This window comes from Trichlorobacter lovleyi (assembly GCF_015239775.1).
Classification (GTDB): Bacteria; Desulfobacterota; Desulfuromonadia; order Geobacterales; family Pseudopelobacteraceae; genus Trichlorobacter; species Trichlorobacter lovleyi_B.
Genome location: NZ_CP058409.1, coordinates 2,141,515 through 2,156,870 on the forward strand (window position 1 = coordinate 2,141,515; position 15,356 = coordinate 2,156,870).

Sequence of the window (15,356 nt, forward strand, 5' to 3'; positions counted from 1 at the left end):
TCCTTGCGGACGTTAGAGTTTGAAATCCTCGCCCAGATAAATCTCCCGGGCCTTTTTACTTTCTGCAATCTGTTCCGGCGTGCCGAACTCCAGCACCTCGCCTGCGCTGACAATATAGGCGGCATCACAGACACCCAGGGTCTCACGCACATTATGATCGGAGATCAGGACACCGATATTGCGGGCTTTCAAGCCGATAATCAACTGTTGAATATCAGCCACGGCAATCGGATCAATCCCGGCAAAGGGCTCATCCAGCAGAATAAACGCCGGTCTGGTGATCAAGGCCCGTGCGATCTCCACCCGCCTGCGCTCACCACCTGAAAGGGCATATCCCTTGGTATCCGCGACATGGGTGATACCAAACTCCTCCAGCAGTTCCTGGGCGCGATGCCGTTGCAGCTCCCGGTCCGGCTCGGTGGTTTCGAGGATGGCCAGCAGGTTGTCACGGACCGACAGTTTCCGGAAAACCGACGCCTCCTGGGGCAGATAGCTGATACCGCGCCGTGCCCGTTGGTGCATCGGCTGTTCGGTAATCTCATCCCCGTCCAGCCAGACCTGACCGCCATCGGGCCGCGTCAGTCCCACCATCATGTAGAATGTGGTGGTCTTGCCGGCGCCGTTGGGGCCGAGCAAGCCGATCACCTGACCGGAGTCAAGCGACAGGTTCACCCCCCGCACCACCTGACGGCGGCCATAGGTCTTGCACAGACCTTCAGCGCGCAGATTTCGGCTATGGCTGTTTTTTTGCGTCATGCTTTTTCAGGGTGGCACCTGATTTAGTGGGGTGAATCACCGCTTCAACCCTGGCGTTTTCGCCGCCGATAACCACACTGCGATCATCATCCAGATAGTAGACAATCACCTTGCCGGTAATGGAATCCTTGTCCTGAGTCACCTTGGGATTGCCGGAAAGGGTGATCTTCCCTTCCTTGTTCTCATACAGGGCATGTCCACCGGTGCCGATCCGGTTGGTCTGCAGAATCCGCACCGCGCCGATCGCCTCGATCTTGTCGACCTGGTCTTCCTTATCGCCGTAGTAGATAACCAGCTTGTCGGAATAGATGGTCACATCCTCCTGGCGTGCCACCACCCGTCCGGTAAATGTTGCGATCTTGCCTTTATTGTCGGCCTTCAGCTCATCGGCCTTGATCGTGATGGGCCGAGAAGAACGGTCACGCGCGGCCGCCCCCCCTGACGACGGCTGAGAAGCAGCCACGGCAGGCAGCGCGCCCAGGAGCCAGACCGAAACAAGCACCAGTATCCGCTCAATTTTTCCCATGTATCCCCTCAACAACCGCCTCCACAGAGCCACGGAAACGGGCTTTTTCATCATGCAGCGACATCTCCATCCCTTGCGCTGTCAGGGTAAGGCGGCCATCAACGACCTTGACCGGATGATTCGACACCACCAGTCCCGGCACGGAACGGTACTCCAGCTGTTCCGTGGTAAAGGTCATTCCCTTTCTGGTAACGGCTCGCACATTCTTCTGCATGGTAACCAGATGTTGCTCTTCCAGGTAGCTGCCGGTCTCAGAGGTGATAATCAATCCCCCTGCCTTACCGCCAAATATTTCCGTCTTCACCCCGGCAAGCTTTGCGGTGCCGGTTTCCTTATCATAATCCGCCCGCTCGGCAGTCAAATCCCAGAGCTTGTCATTTCCCCGCATTTCAGAGAAGTTCAGCCTGGAGATGGACATATCAATTTCAGGGGAGATTGGTTTGGAAGCGGTTTCAGGCGGGGTCGAACGGAACTGCCTGAACAGGATAGCCGCCACCAAGGCAACAGATGTGGTCACGATGACCACTGCCAGAACCTGCCTGATTCGCCTTGTGCTCGGCATTTGCATGGGTGCCACTATAGCATCGGGGCGGCCCGCTGTCCAGAGGATAACCACCAAGGGCCCGACAGTTGGCACAGAGATTGTATGAGTTACAACTCATACCTCTCGACAACCAGCTCCTGCCACATGCCACGCCCCTTCAGCAACAGGTCGCACAGCTCACGCACGGCGCCCCAGCCCCCTCTGGCACAGGCAACATAATCCGCCACCTTCAGCACCTCCGGCAGGGCATCCGCGGGGGCGGCAGAGAAACCGACCCGCCGCATGACCGGCACATCAATCACATCATCACCCATATAGGCGATCTGATGGTCGGCCAGGCCGGTATGGCGTTTGATCTCCTCATAACTCTCCTGCTTGCGCAACGAGCCCTGGTAGAGAATCTCGATCCCCAGCTCTTTGGCCCGCAGGTCAACCACCGGAGAGACACGTCCCGTGATGATGCCGACCTGGATACCGGCCCGCTGCACCAGCTTGATGCCGTGGCCATCCTTGACATTGAAGAACTTGATCTCGGTTCCGTTGGCATCCCAGATGATCCGGCCATCGGTCATGACGCCATCCACATCCAGCAGCAGCAGTTCTATATGTTTAAGCTTTTCGTTCACGCAATGCCCGCCTTGAGGATATCGTGCAGATGAATCACACCGCAGGGGGCCTGGCTCTGCTCATCGTCAAACGCAAACAGGGTGGTGATGGAATGACGCTCCATCAACTGCAGGGCCGCAGCCGCCAGTTCCCGACAGAGAATCCGTTTGGGATTGCGGTGCATCAGGCTGCCGGCAGTGCTGTGCAGGATATCCTCACCACGCTCAAGGCAGCGCCGCAGGTCTCCGTCCGTGATCACACCTGTCAGTTTCCCCTGGGCATCGGTGACTCCGGCGATACCCAGCCCTTTGGAGGTAATCACAAACAGCGCCTCTTTCATCAGCATCTCTTCCTGCACCAGCGGAATCGCATCACCGCCATGCATCAGATCCTCTACCCGCAGGAGCAGCTTCTTGCCCAGGGAACCGCCGGGATGGAAGATGGCGAAATCTTCCGCCTTAAAGCCACGCTCAACCAGCAGCGCCACTGCCAGTGCATCACCCATGGCCAGGGTGGCAGTTGTTGAGGAGGTTGGAGCCAGCCCCAGGGGACAGGCCTCCTCAGCAACCGAGACATCCAGAAAGACATCACTGGAGCGGGCCAGATTTGAGGCCGGATTGCCGCTCATGGCGATCAGGCTGGCCCCCAGACGTTTGATGACCGGCAGAATCCGCAGCAGCTCTTCGGTCTCACCGCTGTTGGAGATCCCGATCACCACATCACCGGTCATGATCATCCCCAGGTCGCCGTGAATCCCTTCTGCCGGATGCAGAAAAAAGGCCGGGGTGCCGGTTGAGGCCATGGTGGAGGCGATCTTCTGCCCGACCAGACCTGACTTGCCCATGCCGCTGACCACCACCCGACCGGAGCTGGCCAGGATCATCTGCACGGCCTTTTCAAAGGAACTGTCCAGGCGTCCGGCAAGCGCAGCCACCGCTGCGGCCTCGGCCTGAATAACCTTGCGTGCCTCATCAAGAATACTCATCGCACCACCGCATCAAGGGCCTGCAGACGCTTCAAGAGAGCCGGAAGCTCGGCAAGGGGGATAGAGTTGGGGCCGTCACACAGGGCACAGGACGGGTCTTCATGCACCTCCATGAAGATGCCGTCAATACCGGTGGCAACCGCAGCCCGGGACAGGGTTTCCACAAATTCACGCTGCCCGCCGGAGGACTCCCCCTGCCCGCCCGGCAGCTGAACGCTATGGGTGGCATCAAACACCACCGGATAGCCGTAGGAGCGCATGACCGGGAAGGAACGCATATCCACCACCAGATTGTTATAGCCGAAGGAGGCGCCGCGCTCGGTCAGGATGATATTTTCATTGCCCGAGGCCGCCACTTTGCCCACCACATTACGCATGTCCCAGGGGGCCAGAAACTGACCTTTTTTGACATTGACCACCTTGCCGGTTTTGGCGGCAGCAACCACCAGATCGGTCTGGCGGCAGAGAAAGGCGGGGATCTGCAGCACATCCAGCACCTGGGCAGCCGGAGCCACCTGCTCAATGGAATGGATATCAGAAAGCACCGGAATACCGAGGCGTTCCTTGACCTTGGCCAGGATCCGCAGCCCCTCATCCAGGCCCGGTCCACGGAAGGCGTTGATCGACGTCCGGTTGGCCTTGTCATAGGATGACTTGAAGATCAGCGGCATCCCCAGCCCGTTACAGATGGTCATCAGCCGCTCGGCATGGCGCAGCGTTGCCTCTTCACTCTCGATCACACAGGGACCGGCAATCAGCACCAGCGGGCGTCCGCCCCCCATCTTTACCGACCCGATCGTCAATTCTTTGGTCATGATATCCTCGCTCAATAAAAAAGCCCCGGCAACCAGCCGTGAGGCCTTCAACTACTATCATGTTCCTGGCTCCTTTGACAAGCGGGCAAAATTCGGTCATAGTTCGCCCCATGGAACGAGCCATCACACCGGAAAAACGCGACGACGACCTGCAGTTTGATGCCACCCTGCGCCCCCGTACCCTGCAGGATTACATTGGTCAGGAAAAGATCAGGGAAAACCTGAAGCTCTTTATTGACGCCGCCAAAGGGCGCAGTGAGGCCCTTGACCATGTGCTGCTGTACGGGCCGCCCGGCCTGGGCAAAACCACCCTGGCCAACATCATTGCCTGCGAGATGGGGGTCAACATCAAGTCCACCTCCGGTCCGGTGATCGAGCGCCCCGGCGACCTGGCCGCCATCCTGACCAACCTTGAACCCCATGATGTGCTGTTCATTGATGAGATCCACCGCCTCTCCCATGTGGTGGAGGAGATCCTCTATCCGGCCATGGAGGACTTTCAGCTGGATATCATCATCGGCCAGGGGCCCAGCGCCCGCAGCATCAAGCTGGACCTGCCCCGTTTCACCCTGGTGGGGGCCACCACCCGGGCCGGTCTGCTGTCATCCCCCCTGCGTGACCGTTTCGGGGTCATCTCCCGGCTTGAATTCTACACCCATGACGAACTGGCCTTCATCGTCACCCGCTCAGCCCGTATCCTGGGCATGGCGATTGACAGGGAAGGTGCGCTGGAACTGGCCCGCCGCAGCCGCGGCACCCCGCGGATTGCCAACCGCCTGCTGCGCCGGGTGCGGGACTATGCCCAGGTCAGGGCTGACGGCGCCATCACCCTGAGTGTCGTACAGGAGACCCTGCGTCTGCTGGAGATCGACGAGATGGGATTTGATCAGATGGACCGGATGATCCTGCTGACCATCATCGACAAATTCGGCGGCGGCCCGGTCGGGCTGGACACCATAGGTGCGGCGATTGGTGAAGAAAGCGACACCATTGAAGATGTCTATGAACCGTTTTTGATCCAGAACGGCTTCCTGAACCGCACCCCCCGCGGACGGGTTGCCACCCCGGCGGCCTATCAGCACTTCGGCCGGCTCACGCCGGAACGTCCCCAGGGGTCACTGTTCTGATGCAGCAACAGGCCCTTGATCTGCCGGTTACCCCACGCTACGGTTTTGAAAACTTCATCTCCTGCGCCGGTAACAGCACTGCCCTGGAGTTCAGCCGCAGGATCACCGATCCGGCTGAACCGGAAAAACTGCTCTACCTCTACGGACCGGCAGGATCAGGCAAGACGCACCTGCTGCATGCCATCGGACGCCAACTGGCCGGAGAACAGTACCAGGTCCTGTCATGCCGCAACCTGACCGTCCCGGTTGTGACCAGTCCCGGCAGCCTGTTGCTGGTGGATGACCTGGACCAGCTGCCGGACCGTCCTGAACTGCGTAACGCCCTCTGGGAGGCCTTTAACCAGCAGTACAGCAGCGGCCATACCCTGGCCCTGGCCGGCAGGTTTGCCCCCAAGGAGCTGCCGACCATCGACGACCATCTGATCTCCCGCCTGCTGTGGGGGCTGGTGGCCCGCCTGGATGTCTCTGATGACCGTTCACGTCAGATGCTGATTGCCAAACTGGCCCAGGACCGGCAGATTATCCTGCCCGATGAGGTGGCCAGCTGGCTCTTGACCGTACTGCCCCGTGATGTCGGCTCGCTGGTCTCGGCCTGCGATGCCCTCTACCGGGCGGCCTTACAGCGCAAATGCCGGATCACCCTGCGCCTGGCGCGGGAACTGGTTCTGCAGGGCACCCTGCTGTCCTGAAAAACCGCTTGCAGCCGAAGAGACTGTTTTTTATCGTAGCACCCACTCAACGCAACCGGACTGCCCATGAAATCCCCTGAAGAAATAGAACTTGCCAAAAAACGTCACGAGCTGGCAGACCTGCTTGAAGAACAGTCTCTGATAGAGCGGGAACTGGCTGCCATCAAGGCAGAGATCAGGGTCTTTGAACATGCCTATGCAGAGATGCTGGGGGGCCGGATCGCCGAGCTGGAAGAGCTTGAATGGCAGATCAGCGGGCTGCTGGGGACCGGCGAAAACGAAGAGGAACACCACAAATACTTTTACACATCCGAACATGAATCAACAACCGCCAGCTTTACCCGCACCACCCTGCTGGACGACAACCCTGACACCACCACCATCCTTGAAGAAAAAAGCCTCAAGGCGCTCTACCGTGAGGTGGCCAAGGCGATTCACCCCGACCTCTCCAATGACGACCACGAACGGTTCAGACGCCAGGAACTGATGGCCATTGCCAACCTGGCCTACCAGGAAGGGGACCGGACGCGGCTGCAGAAGATCCTGCGGGAATGGCAACTGGGCCCCAAAACCGCCAAGGGGCTCGATATCGGTGCCGAACTGGTCCGGCTGATCCGCCAGATCGCCTACACACGCCAGCATATCAAGGAATCAAACAAACGGATCGATGAATTGCGGCGTTCCGACATCTACCGCTTCAGGCAACGGGTGGATGACAGCCTGCTGGACGGCATCGACCTGCTGGCTGAAATGGCCGCCACGGTTGACCTTGACATTGCCAAGGCCAAAAAGCGGCTGGCATTGCTGAACGGAGAACAGGAAGCGCCTGAAGAACGCCCGTCGCCACCACTTGAGACCCGCATCATCCGTTTTCCCGCGGAAAACTCCTGTGGCGCCCTGTATCTCCGTGCCATCAACTCGGCGGACTACCGCGACTGGCAGAAACTGGGCTCGGCCAAAGGCCCCCGCGAAATACCGCTGGACAAGGCTCTGCGCTTGGATCTGCGGGGTGACAGCCAGGGGGGGATCACCTTTCTTGAACAGCTGCAGCCCGATGACCTGCAGGCCCTGTTTCTGTACGACGTGGACGATGACGCCCTGGCACAGATCGGCCACCTGACCGGCCTGCAGGAACTCTACCTGTCAAACACCACCATCACGGACGCCGGGCTCGGCAACCTGGCCCGCCTGACCAGCCTCCAGCGGCTCTACCTCTATCACACCGAGATCACCGACAAAGGCCTGGCCAACCTCTATCCGCTCACCTGGCTGCGCTGGCTGACCTTCAGCGGCACCAAGGTCACGGAAAAAGGGCTGGGGAAGCTGCGGACCGCCCTGCCCGCCTGCAAGGTCATCACCTTTAAATGGCGCTATGAATAACAGGCCGCCGGAAACCGGCACGCCCCGGCTGCACCTGCCCCGCAAAGCACCCCTGCAAAGACATTTTTTTCACCACAACGACTAACCAGCTGTTATGTGGGGGATCGTCCGTAATCCACAAAAAATGTGGATAACCCTGTTGATGCCGGTGGATAACTTTTAAAAATACCATGTAAACACTAGCGTTTTTACGGTTTGCACAACGGATAACCACAACACATAACTATACGTAATTACGTGTCAATATCTATTTTTCAGGCAACTGCGTCATACTTTTAAAATACCGCCCAGATGAAAAACCTAAAAAATAGGCAACTTCATTCTGACTCCTTCAAAACAGCCCCATTTTCAACAGATTTTATAACAAACCTGCCGGCAAACCATCTTGCAACAACCTTTGTCAGCAGGTCACAGCTGTGCTGCATACGTGAAGCGATCATCTGCCCTGCTGTAGCCACGCCACCGGCTTTGCTATTCAGCTGGGTCCATCTAGTGAATCCACTGCGGTCTGCTGCCAGTTTCAGCACCCATTGCTTGCACTCTGGGGATTAGTGAGGGTATGAGATAAAAACCTGTGGAGGAGAACTCAGGCGGCCACCAGACCGTTTTTCAGGGCATCATGCAGTACCGCCTCCAGCAGACGGCGGCTGTCTGCCGTGGTGGTAACAAGCTGGGCCTCCAACTGGTCGCAGAGTCCCATCAGTTGATCGACCTTGGCAACGATGCGCTGCTGTTCGGCGAGGGGTGGAAGAGGGATCATTACGGAGTTCAATATTTCAAGATTAATATTTTTCTGAGCTGTTGCCGGAGCAAATGCCAGCAAATCGGCTTTTGCTGTCCGCACAAAATATTCAAAATAACGTGCATTCTCAAACATTGATGCAGGAACAAATCCGACAACACTATCAGGAAAACAAGCATCAAAACTCAAAATACCGCTATCTGCGATATTAGCCGCAATAGTGATACAAAGAGTACCAGCTGGCCATTTCAAGCTTTGAGCAAGCCCGGTATCGTTATATTTATTTGTATAGGTGCGGATTATCCCCTGAGACCGTGCAACATCCCCTGTTTGAATAAGCAAATGAGAACCTTCTACAAAAAGAACGGAATCATTTCTTGGCCTATGTTTTGACTTCCCTCTGCCAAACTTGCCAAGCTCAGGGAATCTCGCCCATGTCCAACCAAGAGGAAGATCAAATGGAGCTTGCTCAAAGTCAATTGCAGGCAATGGAGCTTCTTTTTTTTGCCCAAGTTCCTTCACTAACCGTTCCTTCTCCGCTTGTATCCGCTTCAACAACTCCGTTGCCGGTTCATCGTTGGGGTCTTGCTCCACCAGCTTGCCACGCACCGCCAGGTTCAGGATGGTCTGGCGCAGTTGTTTGATATGTTCTGGCTTGGTGGTCAGGCGCGGGAGCAGATTCAGGTGAAAACGGGCAGCGTCCTTAGCTTCTTCTGCTGTTGTGGTGCTGATCCGGTTCAGGCTGGCAGCCACCAGTTTATCGCGGTGAGCTTCGCGCTGGTTACGCTCTGCCTCCAGCTGGTCACACAACGCCATCAGTTCATCCACCTTAGTAACAATGCGCTGCTGTTCAGCGAGGGGTGGGAGGGGGAAAGGAGTGTTCAGTAGTTCTTCAACTTTGATACCCTTCACTGTCAACCCTGAACCATCAAAACCGTGTGTTTTAAAAAAGTTGTAGTAGTAGTCGATAGAAGCCAGGCTTGAAAGAAATAATGCACGCAAGTCCTGATTGATAGCTATGGGAACACGATTGATAGAAATCTTGCCAAGCCCCATTCGAGTTACAACAATAAGGCTGCCAGGTGGAATACGATTGGATGAACTATCTTTCAGTCCGGCCTCGCTGATCCGGTCGATAGTACTATCAACATATTTACCTTTGCCAATGTCCTTGACACTTGCCCAATAAATATCGCCATCCCAATAGGTAGAGTTGTTCTTTGATGGAGTACCGCCACCAAGATGGCTATTAACTGTAATTCCAAGCGGAACCCATCTCCATGTTGCCGGTAGATCATATGGAGGGTTGGAGACCGTTTTGAATAATATTTTAGGCTCCTTTATCTTCCCTTCCTTCACCAGCCGTGCCTTCTCCGCCTGTATCCGCTTCAACAGTTCCCCCGCCGGTTCATCAGAGGGGTCTTGCTCCACCAGCTTGCCCCGTACTGCCAGATCAAGGATAAACCTCCGCAGGCGCGCAATGGCATCCGGCGCTTCGCTGATCCGGTTAAAATGTTGCAGCAGCAGTTCCGGGGTCATGGCCTGCCACCACGGCTCTTCCCCTTGGCAGTCAGCCGATACTTCTGTACCGGGCTGCGGGGAGCAGCAGGATCGGTCATCTCGATCAAACCCAGCTTCAGGGCCGGGTTAAGGTAGTTGCCCCTAAAGGTCGGTTTGTGACTGAGTTTCAGCCGTTCCATCAGGTCAGTTGCCTTCAGCTCTTCCTGTGCAGCCATAACAGCCAGCAGCCGCCTTACTTGATCGGTTACATAGTCGCTCACTTGGTCGCTCAAGGTTGCTTCTTCAACAGCCGACAGCAAGGCCTGTAGCATGAAATTGATAAACGGGGTGGCGTCACCAGCCTGATCAGCATCGGCCAAGGCCTGATAGTAGGCGGCCTGCTGGTTGTGAATGACGGTCTCCACCGGCAGATAGGCCAATACTGGCTTCCAACGGCTCAGGATCAGGGTCTGCCACAAACGCCCCATCCGTCCATTGCCGTCAGCAAACGGGTGGATAAATTCAAACTCGTAGTGAAAGACGCAACTGGCTATCAGGGGATGCTGCTCTGCACGCGCCAGCCAGCCGCCCAGATCAGCCATTAAGCCCGGTACACGGTTGGCAGGTGGTGCCATGTGCAGCAGGGTGGTGTTGCGGTAAATGCCGACACCGGCATCACGATAGTGGCCAGCGTTGTCTATCAGGCCGGACATCAGTACCCCGTGCGCTGCCAACAGGTGTTCAGGCACTGCTGGCTGCCACTCCTGAAGCAGCTCATACGCGGCAAAGGCATTACGGACTTCCTGGATTTCACGGGGCAGGCCAAGCACCCGCTTGCCATCCAGCAAGGCAGTAACCTGCTCCAGGCTCAGGCTATTGTTTTCAATTGCCAGGGAGGCATGGATAGTGCGGATACGGTTGCCGCGTCGCAGCCGTGGCGAAAATTCTGTCTCGCCATGGGCAGACCAGCGCCCCAGGGCTTCACCGATCCGCTCTACCAGATCAAGGATTTCCGGGGTGATTGAAAATGGCGGGCTGTATGCCTTCATCGCAGCAACGCCTCAGCCAGAATCGCTTTTAACTGGTCACGCAGCTGCGCGCTCTTTTGTTCGCTCTCTTCCAGCAGTTTCAGCAGTTCTTTCGGGTTGCCGTGGTCATCGGCCACGGTGTGAGGGTTTTTGAAATCAAGGTTGTAGCCCCGCGCCTTGATCTCATCAAGGGTCACCTTCCAGGCCTGCTCGGTTTCCTGCCGATTCTCCCGCTCTGCTCCGCCCCACCAATCCACACAGCCTTGCAGGTGTTCAACCCGGATTGGTCTGGTCATGGAGTAGGCCTTTTGCCCCTCTGGCACGCGGTGCTCAAAGAACCAGACATCCCGGGTCGGCTCCCCTTTTTCAAAGAACAGCAGGTTGGTGCCGATGCTGGCATAGGGCTTGAACACGCTGTTGGGGAGACGCACGATGGTGTGCAGGTTGCATTCTGCCAGCAGGTGTTCTTTCAGCCGGGTCTTGACCCCCTCGCCGAACAGCGAGCCGTCCGGCAGAACGATGGCGGCACGGCCACCTTTCTTTAAAAGGCGGATAAACAGGGCCAGAAAGAGGTCGGCAGTTTCTTTGGTGCGAAAATGGGCGGGAAAGTTGGATTCTATGCCGTCTTCCTCACGCCCGCCAAAGGGGGGATTGGTGAGGATGAGATCGACCCGGTCATGCTTGCCGTAGCTGATGTAGGGGCGCGCCAGGGTGTTGTCGTGGCGGACAAAGCTGGGGTCTTCAATGCCGTGCAGCAGCATGTTGGTGACGCAGAGCATGTGGGGCAGCTGTTTCTTTTCCACCGCCCGCAATCCGGCCTGCATGGCCTGTTCATCCGCCACCTTTTTCACATACCGGTCCCGCATGTGCCGGATTGAGCAGGTAAGGAAGCCGCCGGTGCCACAGGAGGGGTCAAACAGGACCTCCCCTGGCCTGGGGTCAATCCGGTCCACCATAAAGGCGGTGACCGCGCGGGGGGTGTAATACTCGCCAGCGTTACCGGCGCTCTGCAGATCATTCAGCAACTGCTCGTAGATGTCGCCAAAGTGCTTGCGCTCGGCCAGGTCATTAAAGTCAACGCCGCTGATCTTGTTGATCACCTGACGCAGCAACTGGCCGGATTTCATGTAGTTGTAGGCATCCTCAAACACGCTTTTGACCACGCGGGCGCGGTTGGCGTTACTACCGCTGGCAGAAAGCTCCTTGAGTGTCGGAAACAGTTCTTCATTGATAAAGGCCAGCAGCAGTTCACCGGTAATCCCTTCCGGGTCTGCCGCCCAGCTGCGCCACTGAAATTTCTCAGGAATGGGTGATTGGTAGTTGTCCTGCATGACCTCCAGTTGCTGATCCTGGTCGTCGATGATTTTCAGGAAGAACATCCAGCAAAGCTGGGAAAGACGCTGGGCATCGCCATCAACCCCCACGTCCTGTCGCATGATGTCTTGTATGGATTTAACGGTGTTGCGTGCCGACATAGTGGTTCCTTGTGAAAGTATACAATCTTAACCCCTCCAAGCCTCCCCTTGTCAGGGGAGGCTTAAAACGTATGCCAAGCTGCTTCTAAATACCTCCCCCCTGATAAGGGGGGATAGAGGGGGGGTGGTTTTCAAGCATACAACGCATCCTGCAGTTCGTGGACAGCATCCTCAAAGTTGGCCTTGGTGCCAAACTGTTTGATCAGCTGTAGCGGGGTGCCCATGCTGCTGAAAGGCGGAATCTCCAGAACACGGACATTATCAAGACCGCTTACCACTCCCTCATCCTGATATTTGGCAAGCAGGGCCTCAAGCACCGCCCTGGCCTGCGGGCCGTACTTGGTGAAGATATCCCGTTTTTTGACGTTGTTGGCCCGTTCCCGGCGGGTAAGCGGAGGCTGGTCAAAGGCGATATGGCAGATCAGGTCAAAGGGGTCCAGCTCTTTGCCGACCTCCTCCATCAGGGGATCAAGCGGTAATCCCTCGGCAGCCAGCTCTTCAATAATCGCTTCCTTGTGTTCTTCTGTTTTCCAGCGCCGCAGAAACTGGTCAAGGCTGGCATACTGGACACGGATCGCCTTACGCGAATAATCACGCAACGATTCGGTGATCAGCTTGCCGTATTCATCCAGGTATTCGACCCGCTCCATGACAACAGCAACCGGCTCACCCTTGATGTAATACTTGGGTGGTGGTGGGGGTGGTGGTGGATCAGGCCCCACTGGTGGCGGGTCTGAAATAATCTCTTCATCATCACCCGGCTCCGGCGGGATCGGATCATCTTCATCAATCACTGGCGGAACATCGTCAGGCGGCATGACCGGATCATCTTCGCCCGGCTCATAGACCTGTATTGGCGGGCCGTCAAACTCAGGGTCGGCAAAGTGGGCCGTGGCCTTGCGGAAATCAACCAGGGTAAAGAAGTACTTCTTGCTGTCTTCATGCACCCGCGTACCGCGCCCCACAATCTGCTTGAATTCGGTCATGGAACCAACAGCACGGTCCAGCACGATCAAACGGCAGGTCTGGGCATCAACCCCGGTTGAAAGCAGCCGCGAGGTGGTGACAATCACCGGATAGTCACTTTCCGGGTCGATGAAGTTGCCCAGTTGCGCCTGTCCGGCAGCATCGTCGCCGGTAATCCGCATGATGTAACGCTCGTTCTTCAGCACCAGATCCTGATTCTCAACTATCAAAGCCTGCCGTAACCGGGCTGCATGTTCAGTATCAACACAGAACACGATGGTTTTCTGAAAGCGGTCGCCACTCTGCTTGAGATAGTCAGAGATCCATTTGGCAACCCGTTGGGTGCGGGTGTCGATGACAATTGTACGGTCAAAGTCCTTGAGGTTGTAGATCCGGTCATCAATGACCAGGCCCTGCTTGTCAAACTCGCCCGTCTTGGGACGATAGCCCTCCACATCAATATCAAGATGCACCTTGATAACCTTGTACGGTGCAAGAAATCCGTCGCTGATCCCCTGTTTGAGCGAGTAGCTGAAGACCGGCGGGCCAAAGTAATTGATATTGGAAACGTACTCAGTCTCTTTGGGGGTGGCGGTAAGGCCGATCTGGGTAGCGGTGTTGAAATGCTCAAGAATTTCGCGCCAGGCAGAATCCTCCGCTGCGCTGCCGCGATGACATTCGTCAATAATGATCAGGTCAAAGAAGTCGCGGGAGAGTTCCTTAAAGAGCTTCTGGCGCTCATCCGGGCCGGTCAGGGCCTGATACAGGCCGAGATAGATCTCATAGGAGGTATCAATGCGGCGTTTGCTGTCAACGGCGGTGGTTAGTTCAGTAATGGTGCCGTCTTCACGTTCAATGGTCTTTGAGCCGGTGCTCAGCTTGGCCATGGTAGCGCCAAAGGGACGGAAGTCGTTGACCATGGTCTGATCAACCAGTACGTTACGATCAGCCAGGAACAGCACCCGCTTTTGTTTGCCGGTCCGCCAGTCTGACTTCCACAAGCGCCAGATAATCTGGAAGGCCGTGTAGGTCTTACCGGTGCCGGTGGCCATGACCAGCAATACCCGATCCTGCCCTTTGGCAATGGCTTCTACCGCTGCATTTATGGCATTACGCTGGTAATAGCGCGGTTCTTTGCCGCTGCCATCATCGTAATACGGTTGCAGCACAATCTTCTCTTCAGCAGGGGTAAGGCCTTTCCATTGCCGGTAGGCTTGCCACAGGGTTTCAGGCCGGGGGAATGCGTCCATAGACAGCTCAACTTCACCTTGAGCAATCAATCCGGTTTTGTCATGGAGCACAAAACCTTTGCCGTTGCTTGAGAATACAAACGGCACCTGCAGTGTAGCGGCATAGTCAAGGGCCTGCTGCATGCCGTGGCCAGTGCTAAAGGTGCTCTTCTTGGCTTCAATGAGGGCAATGGGGAGATGGTGGTAGTACAGAACAAAGTCAGCCTTTTTGGCCTTGCCGCGACTAACCAGCCTGCCGCGCACTATAATCCGCCCTTTGGTGAAGGATACCTGGCGGCGGATCTGGCTGGTTTCATCCCAACCTGATTTGTTCAACGCAGGCGTGATGTACTTGACGCTGATGTCGTCTTCGCTGAGATTATGCATGCGTGTCCGTGCTTGATCTGGCTGGAATTGTTATAATATGCAGGAAATGATTTCACACAATAAAGGCGCACTGTCAACGGGTATGCGCCACAAAATACTATAGAGATCAAAACGCAAAACAAAACGGCTTACCGAGTAACTCGATAAGCCGTTGATTTTATTGGTCGGAGCGAAACGATTCGAACGTTCGACCCCCTGCTCCCAAGGCAGGTGCGCTACCAGGCTGCGCTACGCTCCGAAAAGAAAGATTGTTTACCACACGCAGCGGGCTGATAGCAAGTAAAAAGTGCTATTTTTCTTCAATCCGCCCCGCCCAGACCGGATCACCGGAAAACTGGTGGCGCAGATGTTCTTCAGGGATCTGGCGGTAAAACTCTTCCGCCGTGAATGAAAACCGGTAGGACTGGACGTAGTCCATAATAATTCCGGCGGCTTCATTCAACCTGCGGATACGTTCCGGGTCAATGTCGGCATGCAGATCAGGGTGGGCCTTCCTGACCAGGGTACGATGACGCTGTTTGATCCGCTTGATGCTCAGCAGGTCATTTTCATGAAAGCCGAACAGGTACAGCGCCTCTTTTAGTTCTGCAAAGGTCATGTC

At 56.3% G+C, this 15,356-nt stretch carries 14 protein-coding genes and 1 tRNA gene; 3 read left to right on the forward strand and 12 right to left on the reverse strand.

Annotation, left to right across the window (positions count from 1 at the left end; genetic code table 11):
- Positions 1-12: 12 nt before the first annotated feature.
- From lptB to kdsA, 6 genes are all read right to left on the reverse strand, one after another.
- A complete protein-coding gene (gene lptB / locus FY034_RS09845; RefSeq protein WP_265550031.1) occupies positions 13-756 on the reverse strand; it encodes an LPS export ABC transporter ATP-binding protein in 744 nt (247 codons plus the stop codon).
- Entirely contained in the window at positions 734-1,282 is a 549-nt protein-coding gene (gene lptA, locus FY034_RS09850) for a lipopolysaccharide transport periplasmic protein LptA (RefSeq protein WP_265550033.1), read from the reverse strand. Before lptA ends, lptB begins: the two co-directional genes overlap by 23 nt.
- Positions 1,269-1,850, reverse strand: coding sequence for an LPS export ABC transporter periplasmic protein LptC (gene lptC, locus FY034_RS09855; RefSeq protein WP_265550035.1), 582 nt, complete (start codon positions 1,848-1,850; stop codon positions 1,269-1,271). Before lptC ends, lptA begins: the two co-directional genes overlap by 14 nt.
- Before the next feature lie 83 nt (positions 1,851-1,933).
- Positions 1,934-2,452: a KdsC family phosphatase gene (locus tag FY034_RS09860; RefSeq protein ID WP_265550037.1), complete on the reverse strand. Its 519-nt coding sequence runs from the start codon at positions 2,450-2,452 to the stop codon at positions 1,934-1,936.
- Positions 2,449-3,417: a KpsF/GutQ family sugar-phosphate isomerase gene (locus FY034_RS09865; RefSeq protein ID WP_265550039.1), complete on the reverse strand. Its 969-nt coding sequence runs from the start codon at positions 3,415-3,417 to the stop codon at positions 2,449-2,451. The genes FY034_RS09860 and FY034_RS09865 overlap by 4 nt, the downstream gene beginning before the upstream one ends.
- Complete coding sequence (kdsA, locus tag FY034_RS09870; protein ID WP_265550041.1) at positions 3,414-4,232, reverse strand: 3-deoxy-8-phosphooctulonate synthase; 819 nt, start codon at positions 4,230-4,232, stop codon at positions 3,414-3,416. Before kdsA ends, FY034_RS09865 begins: the two co-directional genes overlap by 4 nt.
- A gap of 110 nt (positions 4,233-4,342) precedes the next feature.
- On the opposite strand from kdsA, the gene ruvB reads away from it, so the two are divergent.
- The 3 genes from ruvB (at position 4,343) to FY034_RS09885 (ending at position 7,428) form a co-directional block, all read left to right on the forward strand.
- Positions 4,343-5,359 (forward strand): Holliday junction branch migration DNA helicase RuvB, encoded by a 1,017-nt coding sequence (ruvB, locus tag FY034_RS09875; RefSeq protein ID WP_012470227.1) that lies wholly within the window; start codon positions 4,343-4,345, stop codon positions 5,357-5,359.
- Complete coding sequence (locus FY034_RS09880) at positions 5,359-6,048, forward strand: DnaA ATPase domain-containing protein (RefSeq protein WP_265550044.1); 690 nt, start codon at positions 5,359-5,361, stop codon at positions 6,046-6,048. Before ruvB ends, FY034_RS09880 begins: the two co-directional genes overlap by 1 nt.
- A gap of 66 nt (positions 6,049-6,114) precedes the next feature.
- Positions 6,115-7,428, forward strand: a complete 1,314-nt coding sequence (locus FY034_RS09885; RefSeq protein WP_265550046.1) for a hypothetical protein — start codon at positions 6,115-6,117, stop codon at positions 7,426-7,428.
- Positions 7,429-8,014: 586 nt separating this feature from the next.
- On the opposite strand, the gene FY034_RS09890 is transcribed toward FY034_RS09885, so the two are convergent.
- From FY034_RS09890 to FY034_RS09915, 6 genes are all read right to left on the reverse strand, one after another.
- Entirely contained in the window at positions 8,015-9,709 is a 1,695-nt protein-coding gene (locus FY034_RS09890; protein ID WP_265550048.1) for a restriction endonuclease subunit S, read from the reverse strand.
- The gene (locus FY034_RS09895) at positions 9,706-10,719 is read right to left on the reverse strand and encodes a Fic family protein (RefSeq protein WP_265550050.1); all 1,014 of its coding nucleotides are present in this window, start codon (positions 10,717-10,719) and stop codon (positions 9,706-9,708) included. The genes FY034_RS09890 and FY034_RS09895 overlap by 4 nt, the downstream gene beginning before the upstream one ends.
- Positions 10,716-12,173: an HsdM family class I SAM-dependent methyltransferase gene (locus FY034_RS09900; RefSeq protein ID WP_265550052.1), complete on the reverse strand. Its 1,458-nt coding sequence runs from the start codon at positions 12,171-12,173 to the stop codon at positions 10,716-10,718. Before FY034_RS09900 ends, FY034_RS09895 begins: the two co-directional genes overlap by 4 nt.
- Before the next feature lie 131 nt (positions 12,174-12,304).
- Positions 12,305-14,755: an EcoAI/FtnUII family type I restriction enzme subunit R gene (gene hsdR, locus FY034_RS09905; RefSeq protein ID WP_265550053.1), complete on the reverse strand. Its 2,451-nt coding sequence runs from the start codon at positions 14,753-14,755 to the stop codon at positions 12,305-12,307.
- Between the two features lie 161 nt (positions 14,756-14,916).
- Positions 14,917-14,993, reverse strand: a tRNA-Pro gene (locus FY034_RS09910).
- A gap of 51 nt (positions 14,994-15,044) precedes the next feature.
- Positions 15,045-15,353: a molecular chaperone DnaJ gene (locus FY034_RS09915; protein ID WP_265550055.1), complete on the reverse strand. Its 309-nt coding sequence runs from the start codon at positions 15,351-15,353 to the stop codon at positions 15,045-15,047.
- Between the last annotated feature and the right edge of the window lie 3 nt (positions 15,354-15,356).